Origin of the sequence: Burkholderia sp. KBS0801 (assembly GCF_005937855.2) — a bacterium.
GTDB classification, from domain to species: domain Bacteria; phylum Pseudomonadota; class Gammaproteobacteria; order Burkholderiales; family Burkholderiaceae; genus Burkholderia; species Burkholderia ambifaria.
In genome coordinates this window covers 2,663,671-2,686,173 of record NZ_CP042178.1, presented here as the reverse complement: position 1 = coordinate 2,686,173, position 22,503 = coordinate 2,663,671, and the positions used below count along the sequence as shown (strand labels likewise).

Here is a 22,503-nt window from a genome sequence, read left to right as displayed (position 1 = left end):
GGAGTCGATCATGGACTTTGGCTACACCCCGAAAGTGGAAGCGCTGCGCGAACGCGTGCATGCGTTCATGGACGCGCACATCGTGCCGCGCATCCGCCAGTGGAACGACGAAGTGCACGCGGGCCAGTATCCCGTGTCGTTCATGGAGGAGCTGAAGGAGCGCGCGAAGGCCGAAGGGCTGTGGAACCTGTTCCTGCCGCACCTGAAGGACGACGAGCCCGGCACGGGCCTGACCAACCTCGAATACGCGCCGCTCGCCGAGATCATGGGGCGCGTGAGCTGGGCGTCGGAGGTGTTCAACTGCAACGCGCCGGACACCGGCAACATGGAGCTGCTGCACATGTTCGCGACGCCCGAGCAGCGCGAACAGTGGCTGCTGCCGCTGCTGCGCGGCGAGATCCGTTCGGCGTTCGCGATGACCGAGCCCGACGTGGCATCGTCGGATGCGACCAACATCACGACGCGCATCCGGCGCGACGGCGACGACTACGTGATCGACGGCCGCAAGTGGTTCATCACGAACGCCGCGCATCCGAACTGCAAGATCTTCATCGTGATGGGCAAGACCGATCCCGATGCCGAGTCGCACCAGCAGCAGAGCATGATCCTCGTGCCGCGCGACACGCCGGGCGTGACGGTCGTGCGCAACATCACGGTGGTCAATCACCACGCGCCGGAAGGGCACTGCGAGATCACGTTCGACAACGTGCGCGTGCCCGCGCGCAACCTGCTCGGCGAGGAAGGCAGCGGCTTCGCGCTCGCGCAGGCGCGCCTCGGGCCGGGGCGCATCCATCACTGCATGCGTTCGATCGGCGCGGCCGAGTTGGCCTTGGAGCTGATGATCGACCGCGCACAGTCGCGCGAGGCGTTCGGCAAGCCGTTGAACCGGCACGGCACGATCGGCGAATGGATCGCGCGCTCGCGCATCGAGATCGACCAGGCGCGCCTGCTGGTGCTGAAGGCCGCGTGGATGATCGACAAGGTCGGCGCGAAGGCCGCGCGCAAGGAAATCTCGATGATCAAGGCGCTCGTGCCGACCGTGTACACGGACGTATGCGACCGCGCGATGCAGGTGTTCGGCGCGATGGGCCTGAGCCCGGACACGCCGCTCGCCGACATGTGGACCTGGGGCCGCGCGCTGCGCTTCGCCGACGGCCCGGACGAGGTGCACCTGCAGGCGATCGCACGGATGGAGATCAAGGACGGCGTGCGCGGCTCGACCGAGCCGTACCTGACGCGGCCGCCTCGCGGCTGAGCCTCGCGCCGCGCGAGGGAGCGACATGGGCGAACGGGCGGCGCGCGCCGTATTAAGATGCCGGCAAGGAGATCCGGCGATGCGCCTTTCGAAGATTGATCTGAACCTGTTCGTCGTATTCGAGGCGATCTACAACAAGCGCAACCTGACGCGCGCGGCCGAGGTGCTGAATCTCACGCAGCCGGCCGTCAGCAACGCGCTGGCTCGGTTGCGCAAGACGCTGAACGATCCGCTGTTCGTCAGCACGCCGGCCGGGATGATGCCGACGCCGATGGCCGAGAACATCGTCGGCCGCGTGCGCGAGGCGCTGCAACTGCTCGATTCGAGCGCGCACGAAGGCGACGTGTTCGATCCGGCGTCGTCCGAGCGCGTGTTCCGGCTCAGCATGAGCGACCTGACCGAAGCGCTGCTGCTGCCCGCGCTCGGCGAGCTGCTGCAGACACATGCGCCGGGCATGCACGTGCGCAGCTACACGATGGACCGGCGCGAAGTGGCGACCGCGCTCGCAAACGGCTCGGTGGACATCGCGATCGACGCGCCGCTGATCGGCGATCCGCATCTGCATCAGGCGCTGCTCGTGCGCGACCGTTACGCGTGCATGATCCGCGACGATCACCCGTTCAAGGGCGACACGCTGACCATGGACGACTACCTGTCGATGGGGCACATCCACGTGTCGAGCCGCCGCAAGGGCAGCGGGCACGTCGACGCGGAGCTGACGCGCCTGGGGCTGCGCCGCAACATCCAGATGCGCGTGCAGCACTACATGGTCGCGCCGCTGATCGCGATGCGCGGCGATCTCGCGCTGACCGCGCCGCTCAGGCTGCTGCAGCGCTATCCGGCGCGGATTCTCGAACTGCCGTTCGAGATGCCCGGGCTCGAATACTTCTGCTACTGGCATCGCAGCGCCGATCAGGACCAGGGTAGTCAGTGGCTGCGGGAGCAGTTGATGGCGCTGATGGGTGGGATGGGGGAAATGCGGTGATACGTCGTGCGTTCGCCGGTGTGCGCCAGCTTGCCGCTTAAAACGACTCGTCATCGAAGCGCGACGACGCAGGCCTGCGCTTCATGTCCTTCAACCAGTCCCTGACCTTGTCCGAATCCTCGAACTCGCGCAGCGCCACGGCGAGATCCTGATTGCCGCGCTGCATGCCGGCAATATCGCGCGTGAGCATGCGCATCACGGTAGCGGGCGCGACCTTGGTGGACGACGCGATGCCGTAGGTGCGCCGGAAATCGTTCTCGACGTGCTGAATCTCCTGATCGAGCTCGCGGATCTGCTCTTCCAGGATGCCGTTGTAGCGCGTGAGCCGCGCTTCGCTGAGCCCGTCGATCGCACGCCGGTCGATCTGCTCGATCTCCAGCTGCAGTTCCAGCAACTGCAGCAGATTGCCCTTCGCATAAGCATGGTTGACCCGCTGCATCAGCACGGTCTTGCGTTCCTGCTCGCGCGGATCGGTTTCGCGATCGGGATGCAGCGCGCTGGCGAGCTTCCGATAGATCTCGCGGATCGACTTGCTCGATTCTGCCTGCTCGGCTTCGATCCTGGCCTGCGCGGCCGATTGCTTCGGCGCTTTCTTGCGCTTCGCGCGCTGGGCCTCCCGGGCCGCGTGAGCGGCCATGTCGCGTTCGAACTGAGCGTCGAGTTCGGCCTGCAGCCGCTCGGCGAGTTCGTCGGGGGACAGCGAGTCGAGATCCTCTGGCGATTGCGGTTGCGATTGCGGCTCGGAATCGGGCTCGGCCGCCGCGTTGCCCACGTTCGCGGGTCCGACATGCCGGTTGTAAATGACCTTCAGCGCCGCGTCGTCGCTGACCTGCATTAAATCGCGCGCCATGTCGGCGATCAGGTCGGACAGCGTGCGTTGCTCGGCCTTGCTCAAGCCCTTCTGCAGGAACGCGTCGTCGAGCAGGTGCAGCAGTTTGATCCGCAGCGCGGTGGATGCCTGTTCGAGCGGCAACAGCGCGTCGACGAACTTCTTCTGGAACGCCGGCATCACGGCGTCCCACGCGCCGAGACGCTCGCGCCGCTTCTCGATCTGCTTGACGAGCGTATTGAACGTTTTCTGGGCTTTCGACAGGCTGGCTGTCTCGTGACCGGGCGCGATGGCGACCGCGGCACCGCGACGTGCGGTCATGTGAGTATCCTCCGGCCGCGGCGGGACGCGCGGCAGGGCGGTATTTTAGCCGGATGGGCGTGGTGCCGGCTGGCCTTCGGTGTTCCGCTTACAGCACCGCCATCGACTCCGTCATGTTCTGCCGCATGTAATCGAGGAAGCGCTTCTGGAACAGCATCGTGTGCTCGTGCGCGGCGCGTTCGGCGGCGTCCGCATCGCGCCGCACGATCGCGTCGATCAGTTCGTCGTGGTCGCGACCGAGCTTGGCGGCAGTGGGCGAGCTCACGGTGAAGTCGAAATGCAGATGAAGCAGGCGCTGCCCTTCGCCGAGCAGCCGCTCGTAGTAGCCGACGAAGTAGGGATTGTTCGCGGCGTGCGCGATCGCCATGTGGAGCGCCTTGTTGGTCTCCGACATCGCCTGGAAGTCGCCGCTCGCGACGGCCTCCATGTAGATGTCGTCGGCCTTGCGGATCTTCGCGAGGTCGGCTTCGGAGCGCTGCGTGGCCGCGAGCCGCGTGACCGCGCGCTGGATCAGGTCGAGCGCCGAGATGTATTTCGGGAATTCCTCGATCTCGAACGGCGTGACGAGCGTCGTGCGGTTCGGCAGGATCGTGACGAGGCCCTCGCTGCTCAACCGCGCGATCGCGTCGCGCACCGGCGAACGCGACAGGCCGAACTGCGCGGCCAGCGAGATTTCGTCGAGCTGCACGCCGGGTTTCAGCTTCAGCGTCAGGATCTGCTTGCGCAATTCCTCATACACATACCGCCCGCCGTGCCGGCGGCCGCCACCTTCGGTTTCAACGGCCTCTTTGCTCATCTCGCTGCCCTTCCTGTAATCGACCCGGGTCGCCGGGCGCGCTCTGAAGTTTAGCATCGCGTCCTCACGTGCCAGACGGCGCGGACGGCCCGAAACCGTCGCCCCACGTGTCGCTGAGCATGAACCCGGCGGCGAGCGGATCGTCGGGATCGACGCCGAGTTGCTGGAACCCGAACACCCATGCGCGCCCGGTGACGCGCGGCAGCACGGCCGGCCGCCCGCCTACTTCGGTCGTACCCAGCAGCTCGACGCGGAATTCGCCGCCGATCGTGGAACGCGACGTCAGGCGATCGCCGACCTGCACGCGCCCGCGCGCGGCGAGCGTCGCGAGATTGGCCGAGCTGCCGGTCCCGCACGGCGAGCGGTCGACGCGGCCGGGCGGCAGCGTCGTGCAGGTCTGGTACACCGTGTCGTCCACCCTGTTGCGGAACATCACGTACGCGACTTCGTTGATCTCCGGGTAAAGCGGATGCTGGACGGCGACCTGCCGGTTGATGATCTCCTTGAGCCGTACGCCGTGCGTCGCGAGTTGCCGCGCATTGCCCGGCGCGATGTCGAGCCCGATCTGATCGACGTCGACGAGCGCGTAGTACACGCCGCCGAACGCGATGTCGGCCTTGATCGTGCCGAATTCCGCCGTGTGCACGTCGACATCGAGGTGTTCGACGAACGACGGCACCATGTCGAGCGAGACGCCGACGCAGCGGCCGTCGCGGCATGCGGCCCGCGCGGTGACGAGCCCGGCCGGCGTGTCGAGCACGACGGTGGTCTCCGGTTCCTGCATCGGCACCATCCCGAGTTCGAGCAGCGCGGTCACGACGCAGATGCAGTTGCTGCCCGACATCGGATGCGCCTTGTCGGCCTGCAGCACGATGAAGCCCGCCTGCGCTTCCGGCCGCGTCGGCGGCAGCAGCAGGTTGACCGACATCTGCAGGCAGCCGCGCGGTTCGAGCACGACCAGGCGCCGCAAGCTGTCGTCGATCTCATTGATGTGATTCATCTTGTCGAGCATGGTCTTGCCCGGCACGTCGAGGACGCCGCCGGTGATGACCTTGCCGATCTCGCCCTCGCAATGCACGTCGACGAGTTGCAGCGTTTTGTTCCAGCGCATGATCGATTCACCTTCCTACTTGATGTACCAGCCCCACGGCTTGTCGCTGTCGTAGCGCGTGATCTGCTTGATCTCGAGGTAGTTGTTCAGCCCCCACTCGCCGAGCTCGCGTCCGATCCCGCTCTGCTTGTAGCCGCCCCACGGCGCCTCCGTGAACGTCGGCTGCGAGCAGTTGATCCACACGATGCCTGCGCGCATCGCGCGTGCCACGCGCTCGCAGCGCGGCAGGTCGGCCGACATCACGGCCGCCGCGAGACCGAAGCGCGAATCGTTGGCCGAGCGAACCGCCTCGTCTTCCGTATCGAACGGCCGCACGCACACCACCGGCCCGAAAATTTCCTCGCGCCAGATCCAGCTGTCTTCCGGCACGTCGGCGAACACGGCCGGCTCGATGAAGTAGCCGCGTTCGAGATGCGCGGGCCGCCCGCCGCCCGTCACGAGCCGCGCGCCTTCGTCGCGGCCGCGCGCGATCGCTTCCCGCACCTTGTCGTACTGCCCGCGGCTGACCAGCGGGCCGAGCAGCATGCCTTCGTCGCGGCCGTTGCCGATCCTGATTTTGCGCGCTTCCTGCGCGAGCCGCTCGACGAGCGGCGCGTACAGCGAGCGCTCGACGAGCACGCGCGACGTGGCCGAACACACTTCGCCCTGGTTCCAGAAGATGCCGAACAGGATCCACTCGACGGCCGCTTCGAGATCGCTATCGCCGAACACGATGAACGGCGACTTGCCGCCGAGTTCGAGGCTTACGTTCTTGATGTCGCGCGCGGCGGCCTGCATGATCCGGCTGCCAGTCGGCACGCTGCCGGTGAACGCGAGCTTGTCGACGCCCGGGTGTTCGGCGAGCGGCGCGCCGGCATCCGCGCCTAGGCCCGTCACGACGTTCAGCACGCCGGCCGGCAGCCCGGCCGCGTCGGCGATGCCGGCCAGCTCCAGCGCGGTGAGCGGCGTCAGCTCGGACGGCTTGAGCACCATCGTGCAGCCGGCCGCGAGCGCGGGCGCGACCTTCCACGCGGCCATCAGCAGCGGAAAATTCCACGGGATGATTGCGCCGGCCACGCCGATCGGCTCCTTGCGGACGACCGTGCTGAAGCGCTCGTCGGCCAGCGGCACCGGCGTTTCGGCGTTGCCGTCGAGCTGCTCGGCAAGCCCTGCGTAGAAGTCGAAGCAGCCGGCAGCGTCGCCGAGATCCCACAGCGCTTCGGGCAGCGGCTTGCCGTTGTCGCGCACTTCGAGTTCGGCCAGCTCGGGCAGGCGGTCGCGGATGCGTTGCGCGATCGCGCGCAGCACGGCGGCGCGCTGTGCGCCGGTCATGCGCGGCCACGGACCTGCGTCGAACGCGCGGCGCGCGGCGCTAACCGCGAGATCGATGTCTTCGGCGGTGGCGGCCGCCACCTTCGCGATCACGGTTTCGTCGCTCGGGTCGAGCGTGTCGAAGGTCTGGCCGCGAACGGGCGCCACCCAGCGGCCGTCGATGAAAAGTCGTTCGTAGGAGTGCATGAAGGGTCTCGAATGTCAGGCGAAGCGATAAGCGCTGAAGGGCGACAGGTCCTGCCGCGTCGGACGGCCGGCCGCGAGGTCGCCGACCAGGCGGCCGGTCGTCGCGCCGAGCGTGAGGCCGAGCTGGCCGTGGCCGAATGCCATGATCACATTCGGCAGCCGTTTCGAGCGGTCGATCACCGGTTTCGTGTCGGGCAGGAACGGCCGATAGCCGACGCCGTATTCGACGTGCGCGGTCCGCAGCTCTGGCAGGATGCGTTTGGCTTTCTCCAGGATGATGTCCGCGCGCCGGAAGTTCGGCGCCGCATCGCGGCCCGCGAACTCGATGGTGCCGCCGATCTGCAGCCCGCGCGTCATCGGGCTGAAGCAGAAGCCGCCGTCCGCGTAAATCACGGAGTGACGGAATTCGACGCCCGGGTCGGCGAGCAGCGCCTGGTAGCCGGCGATGCCTTCGAGCGGCACGCGCACGCCGAGCTGCCCGAAGAACTGCCGCGACCCCGTGCCGGCCGCGACGACGACGTGATCGGCCGCGACGCGCTCGCCGCTCACGAGCGTCACGCCGGTCGCGCGCCCGTCGGCTTCGTCGATGCGCGCGGCGTTCGCGCGGATGCGGCGTCCGCCTTGCGCCTCGAAGCTGGCCGTCAGCGCCGCGATGAAGCCTTCGGTATCGTTGACCGCGCGCCAGTCGGGAAACAGCAGCCCGTGCCGGAACCGGCCGGCGAGCGCCGGTTCGAGATCGCCGATATCGGCGGCCGTCAGCCGCTGCGATGCGAAGCCGAGCGACTGCCGCAGCTCGAGATGCGGCTGCTCGTGCGCGATGCCGGCCGGATCGTCGAACACTTCGAGCACCGGGCGCTGGCCCAGCAGCGCGCGGTCGCCGCATGCATCGAGCAGCGGCGCGTAGTCGGAATAGACGTCGTGCGTCAGCGTGGCCATCGCCTGCGCGATCGACACGATCCTCGCGTGACGGGCCGATGCGACGAACCGGAAGAACCACGGCAGGATGCCCGGCAGTGCGCCGGGCCGCAGCGCGAGCGGCCCCTTCTGGTCCATCAGCCAGCGCGGCACCTTCAGCAGGATGCCCGGCTTCGACAGCGGGATGACCTCGCTGACAGCCATCTGCCCACAGCTCCATTTCGCGGTGCTGTCGCCGGGCGCGGCGGGATCGATCAGCGTGACGGCGTGGCCGTCGCGTTGCAGATAGAGCGCGCAGCACACGCCGACGATTCCGCCGCCGATCACGACGGCTGTTTCGTTGCGTGCTGTGCCGGGCGATGCGGGCACAGGTTCTCGCGCAATCGCGTTCAATTGACGAACTCCTGCAGGCTGAAGCCGTGCGCGTACGGCTGGGACGAATCGACGCGATACTGCGCGCGCCCGGTGACCCACGCGCGTCCTTCGATGCTCGGCCGCACGGCGTCCAGCCCGCTGTTCAGACGCTCGACCGATTCCACGCGGCCGATGAAGCGGCTGCCGATCAGGCTCTCGTGACAATACGCTTCACCCGCTGTCAGCCAGCCGCGCGCGAAGCGCTGCGCGACGCGTGCCGAGCTTCCGGTGCCGCACGGCGAGCGGTCGACGAGGCTGTCGCCGGCGATCACCACCGCGCGCCCGTGCGCATCGTCCGCGATCGGCTTGCCCGTCCACATGCAGTGCCGCACGCCGCGGATCGCCGGATGATCGGGATGCACGACGTCGAGCGCCGCGTTGACCGCGCGCTGCACATCGCGGCCCCACGCGAGCAACTCGTCCGGCGTGAAGTGTTCGCAACCGGGGAAGTTCGGCTGAACCTCGACGATCGGATAGAAGTTGCCGCCGTACGCGATATCGACGGCCAGCGTGCCGAGCGCGGGAATCTCGATCGCGACGTCGCGAGCGAGCAGGAAGCTCGGCACGTTGGTGAAGCGCACCGACGTCACGCGCGCGCCGTCCGTCTCGTAGCGCGCGACGATCTGCCCGGCCGGCACGTCGACGGTGACCGTGCCCGGTTGCTTCGGCACGATGACGCGCTCCTCGATCGCGAACGCGATCGAGCCGATCGTCGCATGGCCGCACATCGGCAGGCAGCCGGACGTCTCGATGAACAGCAGGCTGAAATCCGCGTTGTCGCTGACCGGCGGATAGAAGATCGTGCCCGACATGTGCGCATGGCCGCGCGGCTCCAGCATCAGCGTGCGGCGAATCCAGTCGTGATGCGCGACGAAATCCTCGCGGCGCGCGTTCATCGTCGCGCCCTGCGGCGACGGCGCGCCGTCGATCACCATGCGCACCGGCATGCCTTCGGTATGGCCTTCGATACAGGTAAAGCTGTGAATCGTCATGTTGAGGTTCCTCGGTCGGCATACCGGCGCCGGTTGGCGCCGGTACGGATACGCATGACGGCCTTACGCCTGCGACGCCTCGAAGATCGCGCGGAACGCCGCCTTCTCGTCGTCCGTCAGCGGCTGCAGCGGCATGCGGGCGTTGCCGACCTTGAAGCCGGCCAGCTCGCAGCCGTACTTGACCTTCTGGATAAACTTGCCCGACTCCATGCTCGCCATCACCGGGAACAGCGAGCGCATCACGTTCTGCGCGCCCGCGATGTCGCCGGCCGAGAATTTGTCGTAGAAGCTCACGACCTGTTTCGCGAAGCAGTTCGCGGGCCCGCAGATCCAGCTCGTCGCGCCCCACAGGAAGAAGTCGAGCGCCTGGTCGTCGGAGCCGCACGACAGCTGATAGTGGTCGCGGTACTTGCCGCCGATCTCGATGGCGCGCAGCAGGTTACCGCTGCTTTCCTTGATGCCGATCACGCGCGGATGATCCTTGAACGCGTCGAGCACGCCGAAGCCGACCTCGACGTTCGTGCGCACCGGATAGTTGTACAGGATCACGTTCACGTCGGTCACCGCGGCGAGAATCGCGTCGTAGTGGCCGATCAGTTCGTCCTGCGACGGCAGCGCGTAGTACGGCGGCGCGATCAGGATGTTCGTGTAGCCGGCATCGCGCGCCTGGCGGACCTGCTCGATCACCTCGCGCGTCGACGAGCCGTTCGCGCCGGCGATCAGCATGCCGCGGTTGCCGACCACTTCGCGCACGGTCTTCATCACCGCGCGGCGCTCGTCGTTCGTGAGCGCGTAGTACTCGCCGGTCGACCCCAGCGGCACGAAGCCGCTGACACCCGCGGCGAGCTGATATTCGAGGATCGACGCGAGCGTGTCGTGATCGACCGCGCCCGATGCATCGAACGGCGTGACGAGTGCGGGCAGAATGCCTGTCAGTTGCATGAGAGTTCTCCGGCTTGGGTGAGAGCGTTGCGAGTTAGTAGGCATAGCGCCTGAGCATCCTGGACTCCACTACGCCGACCAGGCGGGTCAGCGGAAAGGCGACGAGGAAATAGATGACGGCGACGGTGGTCAGGAACTCGACGGGCCGCGCGGTGCTGTTCGACACGTTCTGGCCGACGAACATCAGGTCGGCGATCCCCACCGACGAGATAAGCGCGCTTTCCTTGAACAGGCTCACGACGTTCGACAGCAGCGGCGGGATCGCGCGCAGCAACGCCTGCGGAAAGATCACGTAGACGATCTTCACGTGCGGCGACAGGCTGAGCGCGATGCACGCGTCGTGCTGCTCGCCGGCGATCGACTTCAGCGAACCGCGAAACGTCTCGCTCGTGATGGCGGCCATGTACAGCGTCAGCGAGATCAGCACCGACAGGTACGGCGGAATCGGCAGCCGCAGCACGACCGGGAAGCAGAAGAACACCCAGAACAGCTGGATCAGCAGCGGCGTGCCGCGGAAGAATTCGACGAACGCGGTAACGGGCCCGCGCAGCCAGCGCGACGGCGACATCCGCAGGAGGCTCAGCACGAAGCCGAGCAGGCTGCCGACGAGCGCGCACGTGACGGTGAAGGCCAGCGTCAGCGCGAGGCCTTTCGCGAGCACGAGCCAGTACGGCCAGACGACGGAAAAATCGAGATTCACGACGGGCTCCTCAGCGCTGGACGGCGACGTCCTGGCGGCGCTCGATGACGTGGACGAGTTTCGCGATCGGCAGCGACAGCGCGAAATACACGAGTGCGACGACCGAGTAGGTTTCGAGCGGCCGGTACGCTTCGGTCGCGATGCTCTTCGCGACGTACATCAGGTCGGCCACCGCGACGATCGCGACCAGCGCGCTTTGCTGCAGGCTGCCGATGCCGTTCGTCAGCAGCACCGGCATGGCGGTGCGCAGCGCCTGCGGCAGCACGACGAAGATCGTGCGTTGCCACGGCCGCAGGCCGAGCGCCACCGCGGCATCGAGATGTTCCTTCGGCACCGCCTGCACGCCGGCGCGGTAGGCTTCCGCGTTGAACGCGGTCAGGTTCAGGCCGAGCGCGAGCACGCCCATCGCGATCGGGTCGATGAACACGTCGACCATCATCGGGATGCAGTAGAAGAACCAGATGATCTGCAGCAGCGCGGGCGTGCAGCGGAAGAATTCGATGAAGAGCTGCGCGGGCCAGCGCACGATCGCCCAGCGGCTCATCGCGAGCAGGCACAGCACGAAGCCGAGCACGAGGCCCATCGCGTTCGCGGCCACAGCCAGCACGACGGTGACCTTCAGCCCGTCGAGAAGCGCGCCGAGGCTGCCGGCGAGGAAGCTGAAATCAAAGTGGTAGTTCATGGCTTCGGCCTCAGTCGAGATGCAGGACTTTCTCGAGGAATTCCCGCGTGCGCGCTTCCTTCGGACACTTGAAGATCTGATCCGGCGCGCCTTGCTCGACGATCTTGCCGTTCGCGCAGAACACGACGCGCGTCGCGATGTCCCGCGCGAAGTGCATGTCGTGCGTGACGATGATCATCGCCATCTTCTGCTCGGCGAGCTGCAGCATCACGTTCTGGACTTCCACCACCATCTCCGGATCGAGCGCGGACGTCACTTCGTCGAACAGCATCAGCTTCGGTTCGAGCATTAGCGCGCGCGCGATCGCCACGCGCTGTTTCTGGCCGCCGGAGAGCTGGCTCGGATATGCATGCAGCTTGCTTTCGAGGCCGAGGCGCGCGAGATACGTGCGTGCGCGCTCGGTCGCTTCCGCCTTCGACAGCCCGCCCACGCGCACCGGCGCGAGGATCAGGTTGCCGAGCACCGACAGGTGCGGAAACAGCGTGTAGTGCTGGAACACCATGCCGACCTGCTTCTGCAGCTTCGCGTCGATGCGCCAGCCGCCGCGCGCGTCGCCGCCGCGGATGTACGACGCGCCCTGGAACGCGATCTCGCCGCGCTGGATGCCTTCGAGGCCCATCATCACGCGCAGCAGCGAGCTCTTGCCGCTGCCGCTCGGGCCGATGATCACGAGCCGGTCGTCGGCGCGCATGTCGAGGCTCATGCCGTCCATCACGACGAGGTTCGGGCCGTACGACTTGTGCACGTCGCGCAGCCGCACGAAATCGCCGCCGGGCGCGGACGCAGCCAAGCGCGTGGTCGAAAGGAGATGCATGGCCGACCGGACGGCCGTCGTTTGAGGCGACAACATGACTGTCTCTCCAGCGGCGCCCGACGTCGGCGCGCAAAGTGCGAATCGGAAAATCGGCGCCCGCCGGCGATCCGTCGGGCCCGTCTGCAAGCTCGGCGCTTACTTGCCGGGGGTGAGCATCGCTTGCACGGACGTCTTGATCAGACGGTTCACCGCGCCCGACTTGACCTGCTGGGCGAGGTAGCTGTTGAGCACGTCGAGATCGGCCTTCGGCGTGTCCTTGCGCAGGCCGAACGCCACTTCCTGCTGCGCGAGCGGCGGCGCGGGGTTGAAGCTGGCCGCCCAGTCCGGGTGCGCTTCAGTCAGCAGCATGTTGGTGATGTTCGCGTCGGCGAGCAGGTCGGCGCGCTTTGAGATCAGCGACAGGCGTGTCTCGTCGTTGCCCGGCAGCCGCATGATCCGCGCCTGTTTCAATTCCGCCGAAATCGCCTTGTCCTGCGACGTGCCGGACATCACCGCGACCGTGACGTTCGGCTTGTCGATATCGGCGAGCGAGCGCAGGTTCTTCGCGATCTTCGGGTTGTTCCGGTTGTAGACGAACGAGACGTTGTAGTCGGTCGCCGGCACGGAGAACGCGACGGCCTTCTCACGCTCGGGCGTGTCGTTCAGCGCGAGCGACAGGTCCCATTTGTCCGATTGCAGGCCGGCCACGATGTTGTCCCAGCTCGTGTCGACGAATTCGACCTTCACCTTCAGCACGTTCTGCCCGAAATCGCGGCACAGATCCGAGAAGAAACCGCTGTAGGCGCCCGTCTTCGGGTCGCGCATCACGTACGGCGGCGCGACCGCGGCGCCGCAGCGCAGTACGCCGGCCTTCTTCACGGCGGCCCAGGCGTCGGGCCCGGCGGCGTCCGACGGAGCGGCCGCGACCAGCGCCGCGGCTGCCACGGTGCACGCGGCGATTTGACGGGTGAAACGAGACAGTCGATTCATGGTGACCTCACTTTGAAATGGGTAAACCCGTACGCCCTGCTGTTATCTCCACACATCGGTGTGTGTTTTGTTGTGTGCAGCGTTGTGTGCATCTTAGAGGGGCAAAAATCGACGTGTCAACGAGAAGTTGTGCTGGGAGGGGGCGGGTTTTCCCCGGGGCGCGGGCGGGGCGAGGCGCCGGGGTGAGGGAAAAAAGGCGGGGCGGCGCGGGGCCGGTTACTTGAGGGCGGGGAGAGGGATGATCGGGGGATTGCCGCGGCCGGTCAGCCGGTCGGTCCGGCCAGCGGACGGCGGCGCGCATGCCGCGCAAGGACGGCGCGTGATGTCGTCCCGCCTCCAATCTCAAAACAACTGCCCTTGCCCCGAAATCACGCGTTCGAAATCGTCGCGCAGGAACGGCAGGATTGCATCAGCGACCGGTTGCAACTGGCGGCTCACATAGAACCCGTAGTCGATCGGCGAGCGCGTCGTCTCGAGCGGCTCCGGGCCGGCCGTCGTCATCACGTAGCTGATCCAGCCGCCGCGCTGGTACTGCAGCGGCCGGCCGCGCGCCTGGTTGAATTCGTCGGCGATCCGCGCGGCACGCACATGCGGCGGCACGTTGCGCTGATACTCGCTCAAAGGCCGGCGCACGCGCTTCCGATAGATCAGTTGTGCGTCGTATTCGCCGGCGAGCGTGCGGCGCACATAGTCGCGAATGAACTCCTGGTAAGGCTCGCGCTTGAACACGCGCCGGTAGAGCTCGCGCTGGAATACCTGCGCGAGCGGCGTCCAGTCGGTGCGCACCGTTTCGAGCCCCTTGAACACGAGGTCCTCGTCGCCATTCGCCGTGACCGCGAGGCCCGCATAGCGCTTCTTGCTGCCTTCCTCCGCGCCGCGCACCGTCGGCATCAGGAAGCGGCGGTAATGCCGCTCGTATTGCAGTTCGAGCGCGCTTTCCAGCCCGAAGCGGTCGCGCAGGTGCGCTTGCCACCAGCGGTTCACCTGTTCGACGAGCGCGCGGCCCTTGGCGGCGGCCGCATCGTCGTCGTGCTCGTGCCCGAGCCACACGAAAGTCGAATCGGTGTCGCCGTAGATGACTTCGTAGCCCTGCGCTTCGATCAGCTCGCGCGTGCGATGCATGATCTCGTGGCCGCGCATCGTGATCGACGACGCGAGGCGCGGATCGAAGAACCGGCAGCCCGTCGAGCCGAGCACGCCGTAGAACGAGTTCATGATGATCTTCAGCGCCTGCGACAGCGGCGCGTTGCGCTGGCGTTTCGCTTCGTCGCGGCCTTCGGACACGCGCCGCACGATGTCGGGCAGGCAATGCGCGGTACGCGAGAAGCGCGCGCCGAGAAAGCCCGGCACGGACGCGTCGTCGCTCGGGTGCGCGAGCCCTTCGATCAGCCCGGCCGGATCGATCAGGAACGTGCGGATGATCGACGGATAGAGGCTCTTGTAGTCGAACACGAGGACCGAATCGTACAGCCCGGGCCGCGAATCCATCACGAAGCCGCCGGGGCTGTTCTGCCCGGTCACGTCGCCGAGGTTCGGCGCGACGTAGCCGAGCCGGTGCATGCGCGGCAGGTACAGGTTCGTGAACGCGGCGACCGAGCCGCCGGTGCGATCGGCCGCAAGGCCCGTGACGCTCGCGCGCTCGAGCGCGAAGGACAGCAGGTCGGCCTTCTCGAAGATGCGCGTGACGAGTTCGCAGTCCTTCAGGTTGTAGTGCGCGAGCGCGGGCTTGTCGTGATCGAAGCGGCGCTGGATCTCGTCCATTCGCTGATACGGATTGTCGACAGCCTTGCCTTCGCCGAGCAGCGACTGCGACACGTATTCGAGGCTGAACGACGGAAACGACCACGTCGCCGATTTCAGCATGTCGATGCCGTCGAGGATCAGGCGGCCGGCCGCACCCGCGAAGAAGTGGTCGGGCTGTTGACCATGCGCGCGCCACTCGAGCACGCTGCCGCCGCGCCCGAGCTTCAGCGGCACGCCGTATTGATCCGCGTGCGCATGCAGGATGCGCAGGTCGAACTGCACGAGGTTCCAGCCGATCACCGCATCGGGATCGTGCGTGCCGAACCAGTCGTTGAGCCGCGTGAGCATCTCGGCCCGGTTGTCGCAGTAGTCGAGGTTGAAGTCGACGGCCGGCGCGTCGCCGTTGGGCGGCCCGAGCATGTAGACCTGCCGCTGCCCGCAGCCTTCGAGCGCGATCGAATACAGCTCGCCGTGGACGCTCGTCTCGATGTCGAGCGACACGCAGCGCAGCGTCGGGCGATAGCCGGTCGCGGGTTTCAGTTCGCCGTCGGTCAGCGTGCCGTCGCGGCCGGCCGTGCCGCGAAACAGCACGGGCGCCGTGATGAAGCGCTCCATCGTGTAGCGGTCGGGCGGCTGGATGTCGGCTTCGTAGACGTCGACGCCGGCTGCGGCGAGGCGTTTCTGGAGCCCGGACAGATTGCGGTAGCGGCGGCAATAGAGGCCGGCGACGGCGCGCTGGCGGAAGTCGCGCAGCGCGAGCGGGCGCAGTTCGGCATCACGTTCGCCGGCCAGCGTGCGTTCGGCGAGCGCCTGCTGCTCGGCCGGCACGAACGCGACGGCTTCCTGCGGGCGCAACCGCACGCGGCGCGGGCCGTGTTCGGTTGCCAGCCAGAACTCGATCTCGATGCCGGACGCTGTGTCCCGCCAGTGGCGGGTGAGGATGAAACCCTGCTCGAACTCCGTCAAAACGCTTGCTCGTGTGGATGCCCAGGCGGCGGATTTTAGCCCCTCTCGCGGCTTCCGCGCGTCGCTCCGCGGTGGCCGTGCCGATCGTCACAGCCGGCCGCGGCGACGCGCATCGTCCTCCACGCGCGCGAGCAGCCTGTCCAGCGCCTCGATCGGAATCGGCTTCGCGAAATGATCGTGGAAGCCGGCGTCCGTGGTGTCCTGTCGGTCCGACGAACGCACATGTCCGGACAGCGCGACATAGTACGAGTCGGGTGCGGCGCCGGTCGAGCGCAACGTCTGGAGCAGCTCGAACCCGCTGACGTCCGGCATGCTGAGATCGATCAGCATCAGATGCGGCGCGAATTCGCGGGCTATCGACAGTGCATCGCGCGCGTGGTACGCGACGCGGGCCGTGTGGCCCTTGATCTGCATCAGGATGGCGAGCGTGTCGGCCGATTCGCGGTTGTCGTCGACGATCAGGATGCGCAGCGCATGCATGGAGGATGGCGCCGGCGCCTTTTGCACGTGCTCGACCGCACGATTCGATTCCGCGATCGGCAGCCGGACCGTAAACGTCGACCCCGCGCCGATCCCGGCGCTGTCGGCCGTGATGCTGCCACCATGCAGGTCGACGAATTTCTTGCTGATCGCAAGCCCCAGCCCGAGCCCGCCGGGCGCGTGGCGCTCCGCGGCATTCTCCTGCTCGAACGGGTCGAAGATCGATTCCTGCGCGCCGGGCACGATGCCGATCCCGTAATCGACGATCTGGATCGCAACCACGTTCTGCTCGGTGCGCACGTGGAGCTCGATGCGCTCGCCGTTCGGCGAATACTTCGACGCATTGTCGAGCAGGTTGTACAGCACCTGGACGAGCCGGACATCGTCGCCGTGAACGATCACGGGCGCGGGCGGCAGCCGCACGATAATCCGCTGCCCGCGCGCGTCGACCTTCGGCTCAATGCCCTGCACGCTGCGGTACACGATATCGCGCACGTTCACCGGTGCTTTCTTCAGATCCACCTTGTCGGACTTGATACGTCCGATGTCGAGCAGATCGTCGACGAGCCGCACGAGCTGTTCGATCTGGCGATCCGCGATGTCCTTGCATTGCGTGAGCGCCGGGCCCAGTTCGGACGCCGGCAGGCCCTGCAGGATGCCGATCGTGTGCCGCAGCGGCGCGAGCTGGTTGCGCAGCTCGTGCGCGAGCGTCGCGATGAAGACGTCCAGCCGCCGCGTGGCCGCTTCGAGTTCCTCCACGCGCTTGCGCTCGGTCATGTCGCGCGTGATCTTGATGAAGCCGCGCAACTGATGCGACTCGTCGCGTACGGCCGTGATCGTCACGCTGGCCCAGAACCGCGAACCGTCCTTGCGTACGCGCCAGCTTTCGTCCTGGAAGTGACCGTACGCGGCGGCGGCTTCGAGCGCGTGCGCGGGGCGGCCGGCCGCGATCGCATCGGCTGGATAGAAGCGGGAGAAATGGCTGCCGATGATTTCGTCCGTCCGGAAACCCTTGATGCGCTCGGCGCCCGCGTTCCATGTCGCGACGTTGCCGTGCGGGTCGAGCATGAACACTGCATAGTCGGTGATCGACGCGACGACCGTCTGGAAGCGGAACTCCGCATAGCGGTCGAGCAGCGGCTGCTCGTGCTGGGCCGGCGGTTGGTCCGAAGGGATGGGCTGCGGCTGGTCTGGCGTCATGATCGGAAAACTCGTTAAACCTGTCGATCGCCCTGCGAATTCCATTATGGCGCGATGGATTCATACCCGGTCGCGCGGCGGTCAGCATCGCAGAGAGCATAGCCGTGAAAGGGCGCCGGATCAAAGCGCCAGCCCCGCACCCGCCGGGCCGGCCGACACCTAAGCCGGCATCGGCGCGAAATCCCGCTTCAGGTCTGTCGGCCGCTGCGGCCGCTGATACAGGTAGCCCTGTGCGTACTGAATCCCGACCGCATGCAGCGCGCGATGCTGTTCTTCCGTCTCCACGCCCTCGGCGATGATCTTCAGGTCGTAGTGGTGCGCGACGGCCGCGATGCCTTCGATCAGCCTGGCATTGACGGTCGTCAGCTGCGAGATGAACTGGCGATCGATCTTCACGTAGTCGAACGGAAAGCGCGACAGCATGTCGAGGTTGCTGTGATGCGTGCCGAAGTCGTCGATCGCGAATCTCGCGCCCGTCGCGCGCAGCGCGGCAAACATCGCGGTGGTGCGTGCATTCTTTTCGAGCAGGATGCGCTCGGTCACTTCGAGCACCAGCGTGAACCCCGGCGGAAGCCCGCGGATCGCCTCTTCGACGACGGATACGAAGCGCGGACGCTCGAGATCCTTCGGCGCGACGTTGATCGCGATGCGCAGCGGCATCGACGGCGCCAGTGTGGTCAGTTCCGACACGGCCGTGCGCAGCACGAATTCGGTCACCTTCGGCAGGATCGAGCTCGATTCGACCTGCGGGACGAACACGGCCGGGCTGATCGGCCCCCATTTCGGATGGTGCCAGCGCAGCAGCGCCTCGACGCCGACGGTCCTGCGCGTGTCGACGTCGACGATCGGCTGGTACACCACGTGAAATTCGTTGCGCTTCAGCGCATTGCGCACGGCCTTCAGCAACAGCCGGCGCGGCGCCATCGCGAGCAGGTACGCGGCCGCGACAAGGCCGTTCACCAGCAGCGCGATCGTCACGCAGATCAGCCGGTAGTGCCGTTGCACCTGCTGAACATAGGATTCCGACGAGGTGACGGAAACCGTGAACGGCCACGCGCTCGAGGCGATCGTGCTGCCGGCCGACGGGGCCGCGTGGAACGCCGGCACGAATTCGCCATGCTGATCGAGACCGCCTGCGCCGTTGACCGACAGCATCGCGGTTTCCGCGCCGAAACGCGCGCCGTGCGACAGCATGTCGGCCAGATAGTCGCCTTCGATCAGATAAAGCACGCCCGATGCGGGCGCGGTCGCACGAAACACCGCCAGCACGGGCACGTGATGCTGGAACGGAGTCTGCCGAAGCAGCGTGATGGCCGTCATCCCCGGTGGCGGGGCGTGCACATACGCGTCGAGCGAGACGTCGATCGAGCCCAGCGCCGACGAGCACGTGACGCGACCGTCATTGGCCAGCGCGACGGCGCGCAGATAGCGCAGGTGAGTGCCTACTTCGGCGAGGGTCCTGAAGACCGTCGCGCAGGGGCGCCCGACCAGCGCGGTCAATTCGGCCGGGTGCCGCGAGCGCACGCCGTCGAGGATGCGGTCGACCGAGATCACGATGTCGTTCGCGACGTCGCGTTCATGCTCGGCAACCGAATCGCGTGAGAGGCGTTCGGCCGCGACGAGCGCCATCAAGAGCACGAGGATGCAGATGCTCAACGCAACCGAGAAGACGATATGCGGCCACGCGCCGCTGCGCTGGAATGCGGGTTTTGAGCCCGGCGGGGATGTTTCTCCGATCGCGCTTGTTGTTGTACGCATGGCAATGCAGGTCGAACCGGTCGATGGATTGGCGCGGAGCATTCGCCGTGCCTGGCCGGGGCACCGGGGCTCGCGCCGAGATCTGGACGCAAATCGATTCTATGCTTGCGGTGCGCAAGCCAAGGCATCGCGACGGAGTCACGGGATTCGACGCGCATCGCTATACATACATTCATTATGTATAGATATCGACGTCGCGCACCGAAAAAAAACCCGACCGCATCGGTGTGCGGCCGGGACAGAAGAACACCGTCTCTTGGCACGAGGATGGTGCGGGGCAAGTATATGACGCGATGCACGATTGCGAAATATTGTTAGCCAACCAATGGTGTAATTTTGTGATTGACTCTCAACGGGAAATATTCGCGCACCGCGGCGTCTTCGCGATCTCTCGGCAATTTGCAGTCAACGCCGTTCAACCCACGCGATGCGGAGTTCTTCTTTCTGGATCGGGGAATACCCGAGCATGACGGGCACGCCATTGGCCGGGCCGCGCGTCAGAAATCGTTGCGCATCTTGTGGAACAGGTCGCGTGGCGATTGGTGCGTGTCCACGGCGGTGAGGACGTCGGTCAGGAACCACGGCAGGTTCAGTTGCGTGTCGGAATCGCCGACGCACACGCGAATCGGCGGGGCCTTCGACGTGGAGCGGGAGCCGGGCGCCGTGCCCGCAGAGGTGGACGACGGTACACAGTTTCTCGCTTGCTGCGGAACCGGCGACGCGCTACTACCGGCGAGTGCCGGCAAGCTGGCGGCGGCAAGCGCGATCACGAGGGCGAAAGGGGCGACGCGTTTCATATGACTCTCCGGCGATGCACGTTCGACACCGTCGACGAACCGGAGTTCGAGATCGCCGGCGGCCGACCAAACGTCAAGAATCGTTTGGATCACCGGCCGGATGCTTGCGATGTGGAATGCGCTCATTTATCGTGCCGCCACGACGGCGCCGGCAAGTTCGATACGGCGCGTCAAGCCAGATCGCAAGGAGCATTCGTCATTACCGCATTCAATCGTCGCACGTATCTTCGTGCCTTTCTCGTGGCATCGATCGCCTGTCTCAATCTGTCGCAGCCTGCAGCGGCTGCCTACACGGAATCGTGGATGAACGACCACGACGTCAAGGCGTACGCGCAGCAGCACGCCAAGCATGCGCCCGTCGCGACGAGCAGTGCGACGGCCGTGAAGCCGGCGCGGCAAGCCGTTCGTTCGCCGTCGAAGGCGCCGGCCGCGGCGCATGTCGACGCGAAGCCCGCGTCGAAGACACACGCGGCGCCCGCGAAGACCCACAAGGTTCAACATCCGGCCAGCGCCGATCCGAAGGCGCACGCCGCGGGGAAACCGAAGGCCGCGCCGGCGGCACACACGAGTGCAACGATCCAGCGTTGACGCGTCACTGATATCCGTAGCAGCGCTTCAATCCCGCGTAGTCATAGAAATGACTCGCCGGCGCGATTTTCGCGCCATCGCATGCGGCCTGGAAATCCGTCTCGCGTTCGTTGTACAGCATCTTCACGATGAGCCGCGAGCCGTTGCGATACACGTCCCATTGCATGTTCGCGGCCATCGGCGACACCTGGTCGCCGCGCCACGGGTTGTTCGCATACGTGTAGGTCTGCGCCTGCGGCGTCGGCACGAACACGTTCTTCAGGTTCATGATCGACGCGAACGGAATCACGATTTCCGCATGCGTGAAGCGCAGTTTCGCGGCGCGCGTGAGGTCGCCGCGCGCGATCGCGTCGACCTCGTTGAAGAAGTCGTCCTGCAGCACCTTCGCCATCCGGTACGTGACCGGGTTCGCTTCCTGGATGCCGGGCCCCTTCTGGTAATAGTCCTCCGCGTCCTGCAGGTACGCGAGCGTCTGCGCCTGTTCCGCGCCGAGATACTTCTCCATCGTGACGCCGCCCGTTTCGGCCGTCATCGCGGGCGCGACCTGCAGCAGGTTGTACAGCACGTTCACCGCATCGACGGCCGACGCGATCTTCGTCTTGCCGTCGCCCTTCAGCGTGTTGGTGAATTTGCCGTCCGACGACGTGAACGTATAGGTTCCCGTGTTCGCGAACGTGTAGCCGTCGGTGCCGAGCTTCGCGATGAAGGCCTGCGACACCAGCGCGGCCAGCACCGTCTGCGCGACTTCCGCGACCTGCGGCGCCGCCTTGATCGTCTTCAGCTTGTCGGCGACCGCCGCATCGCTCGAATAGGCCTGGTATGCCTGGCTCGCCTGGTAGGTCGCGTAATACGGATCGGACGTATCGGTCACGAGATCGGTGGCCGGCTTCAGCGAATGGAAATACAGCAGGAACCGGTTGGTGCCGGCGGGCTGCGCGACCGGCGCGCTCGCGGGATAGCCGGACGGCGCGGCCGGCAGCGTGATCGCGGCGGCGAGTGCCGGCTGCGCGGCGACGAGCGCGGCGGAGAAGTAGGTCGAACTGTCGACCGCGCGGTCCTGCCCCGAGTTGACGACGACGATCTGCCGGCCGCCCGGGGCGAACAGCGCAGGCAGCCGCTGCGCGAGCCGCGCGGCGAGCTGCTGGTGTTCGCGGATGCCGGCTTGCGTGAGATTGCCGTAGCCGGGCGTTGAAATCCCCGGCACGCCGTAGCCGAGCAGTGCGTTGGCCTTAATCATCGCGTACGTGTCGGCCTTCAGCTGCGCGCCGAGCGCGGTCAGCGCGCCGTCGGCCTCGGCCTTGACCAGCATCGAATAGATCGCGCCGTCGTACTTGAAGCCTGACAGCCCGCGCGAGCCGTGCCGGGTAACGAGCTGGGTGTAGACCGGTGCGTAGCCGGCCGGCGGCGCTTCGTAGGTCGCCGCGTCCTGCTGCGGACGATACGGTGTTTTCGTCTGGTAGTAGGTCGGGGGTTCCGGTTGCGGAGGCTGCGGCGCCGGCTGCGTGCCGCTGTTGTCCGCCGACGTGGCGGGCGTGCTGGACGTCTCTCCGCCGCACGCGGCGAGCAGCAGGCAGAGGAAGGCAACGGTTGAGGCGGTGCGGATCGGGCGTGTCATCGTGGCTTGAAACGGACGGAACGACGCAGGAAGTGCGTCGTTCCGTCTCCGGGCGGGATGGGTCGAACCCGGAAGTGTTGCAAGCGACTTTGACAGCAGAATGTCAGGCTGCGGTCGGGCAATCGTCGGCATTG

General features: G+C 66.6%; 19 protein-coding genes. 3 read left to right on the top strand and 16 right to left on the bottom strand.

The window, feature by feature from the left end; translation table 11 throughout:
* Positions 1-10 precede the first annotated feature (10 nt).
* Positions 11-1,255 carry an acyl-CoA dehydrogenase family protein gene (locus FFI87_RS28940; protein WP_012365134.1) on the top strand — a complete coding sequence of 415 codons (1,245 nt, stop codon included), beginning with the start codon at positions 11-13 and terminating at the stop codon, positions 1,253-1,255.
* 79 nt (positions 1,256-1,334) lie between these two features.
* Entirely contained in the window at positions 1,335-2,240 is a 906-nt protein-coding gene (locus tag FFI87_RS28935; protein WP_138849822.1) for a LysR family transcriptional regulator, read from the top strand.
* Between the two features lie 37 nt (positions 2,241-2,277).
* On the opposite strand, the gene FFI87_RS28930 is transcribed toward FFI87_RS28935, so the two are convergent.
* The 15 genes from FFI87_RS28930 to FFI87_RS28860 form a co-directional block, all read right to left on the bottom strand.
* Positions 2,278-3,390, bottom strand: coding sequence for a J domain-containing protein (locus FFI87_RS28930; RefSeq protein ID WP_138849823.1), 1,113 nt, complete (start codon positions 3,388-3,390; stop codon positions 2,278-2,280).
* An 88-nt stretch (positions 3,391-3,478) separates the two neighbouring features.
* Complete coding sequence (locus tag FFI87_RS28925; protein ID WP_175740466.1) at positions 3,479-4,186, bottom strand: GntR family transcriptional regulator; 708 nt, start codon at positions 4,184-4,186, stop codon at positions 3,479-3,481.
* A 64-nt stretch (positions 4,187-4,250) separates the two neighbouring features.
* Positions 4,251-5,297: a proline racemase family protein gene (locus FFI87_RS28920; protein ID WP_012365138.1), complete on the bottom strand. Its 1,047-nt coding sequence runs from the start codon at positions 5,295-5,297 to the stop codon at positions 4,251-4,253.
* A gap of 15 nt (positions 5,298-5,312) precedes the next feature.
* On the bottom strand, positions 5,313-6,794 hold the full coding sequence (locus FFI87_RS28915; RefSeq protein ID WP_012365139.1) for an aldehyde dehydrogenase family protein: 1,482 nt from the start codon (positions 6,792-6,794) through the stop codon (positions 5,313-5,315).
* 15 nt (positions 6,795-6,809) lie between these two features.
* Positions 6,810-8,036 (bottom strand): NAD(P)/FAD-dependent oxidoreductase, encoded by a 1,227-nt coding sequence (locus tag FFI87_RS28910; RefSeq protein WP_229203000.1) that lies wholly within the window; start codon positions 8,034-8,036, stop codon positions 6,810-6,812.
* Between the two features lie 62 nt (positions 8,037-8,098).
* Positions 8,099-9,115: a 4-hydroxyproline epimerase gene (locus FFI87_RS28905; RefSeq protein ID WP_138849824.1), complete on the bottom strand. Its 1,017-nt coding sequence runs from the start codon at positions 9,113-9,115 to the stop codon at positions 8,099-8,101.
* 63 nt (positions 9,116-9,178) lie between these two features.
* Positions 9,179-10,057, bottom strand: coding sequence for a dihydrodipicolinate synthase family protein (locus FFI87_RS28900; RefSeq protein WP_138849825.1), 879 nt, complete (start codon positions 10,055-10,057; stop codon positions 9,179-9,181).
* 34 nt (positions 10,058-10,091) lie between these two features.
* Complete coding sequence (locus FFI87_RS28895) at positions 10,092-10,757, bottom strand: amino acid ABC transporter permease (protein WP_012365143.1); 666 nt, start codon at positions 10,755-10,757, stop codon at positions 10,092-10,094.
* A gap of 10 nt (positions 10,758-10,767) precedes the next feature.
* Positions 10,768-11,439, bottom strand: coding sequence for an amino acid ABC transporter permease (locus FFI87_RS28890; RefSeq protein WP_012365144.1), 672 nt, complete (start codon positions 11,437-11,439; stop codon positions 10,768-10,770).
* Between the two features lie 10 nt (positions 11,440-11,449).
* A complete protein-coding gene (locus FFI87_RS28885) occupies positions 11,450-12,289 on the bottom strand; it encodes an amino acid ABC transporter ATP-binding protein (protein WP_138849826.1) in 840 nt (279 codons plus the stop codon).
* Positions 12,290-12,388: 99 nt separating this feature from the next.
* Positions 12,389-13,222, bottom strand: coding sequence for a substrate-binding periplasmic protein (locus FFI87_RS28880; protein WP_012365146.1), 834 nt, complete (start codon positions 13,220-13,222; stop codon positions 12,389-12,391).
* A 342-nt stretch (positions 13,223-13,564) separates the two neighbouring features.
* Positions 13,565-15,931, bottom strand: coding sequence for a DNA polymerase II (locus FFI87_RS28875; protein ID WP_138849827.1), 2,367 nt, complete (start codon positions 15,929-15,931; stop codon positions 13,565-13,567).
* 87 nt (positions 15,932-16,018) lie between these two features.
* On the bottom strand, positions 16,019-17,611 hold the full coding sequence (locus FFI87_RS28870; protein WP_138849828.1) for an ATP-binding protein: 1,593 nt from the start codon (positions 17,609-17,611) through the stop codon (positions 16,019-16,021).
* Positions 17,612-17,770: 159 nt separating this feature from the next.
* The gene (locus FFI87_RS28865; protein ID WP_138849829.1) at positions 17,771-19,411 is read right to left on the bottom strand and encodes an EAL domain-containing protein; all 1,641 of its coding nucleotides are present in this window, start codon (positions 19,409-19,411) and stop codon (positions 17,771-17,773) included.
* A gap of 455 nt (positions 19,412-19,866) precedes the next feature.
* Positions 19,867-20,166, bottom strand: coding sequence for a hypothetical protein (locus FFI87_RS28860; RefSeq protein ID WP_186381765.1), 300 nt, complete (start codon positions 20,164-20,166; stop codon positions 19,867-19,869).
* A 303-nt stretch (positions 20,167-20,469) separates the two neighbouring features.
* On the opposite strand from FFI87_RS28860, the gene FFI87_RS28855 reads away from it, so the two are divergent.
* On the top strand, positions 20,470-20,754 hold the full coding sequence (locus FFI87_RS28855; RefSeq protein ID WP_138849831.1) for a transcriptional regulator: 285 nt from the start codon (positions 20,470-20,472) through the stop codon (positions 20,752-20,754).
* A 4-nt stretch (positions 20,755-20,758) separates the two neighbouring features.
* Here the strand turns inward: FFI87_RS28855 and FFI87_RS28850 are convergent, their stop codons facing one another.
* Positions 20,759-22,369, bottom strand: a complete 1,611-nt coding sequence (locus FFI87_RS28850) for a histidine-type phosphatase (protein WP_138849832.1) — start codon at positions 22,367-22,369, stop codon at positions 20,759-20,761.
* Between the last annotated feature and the right edge of the window lie 134 nt (positions 22,370-22,503).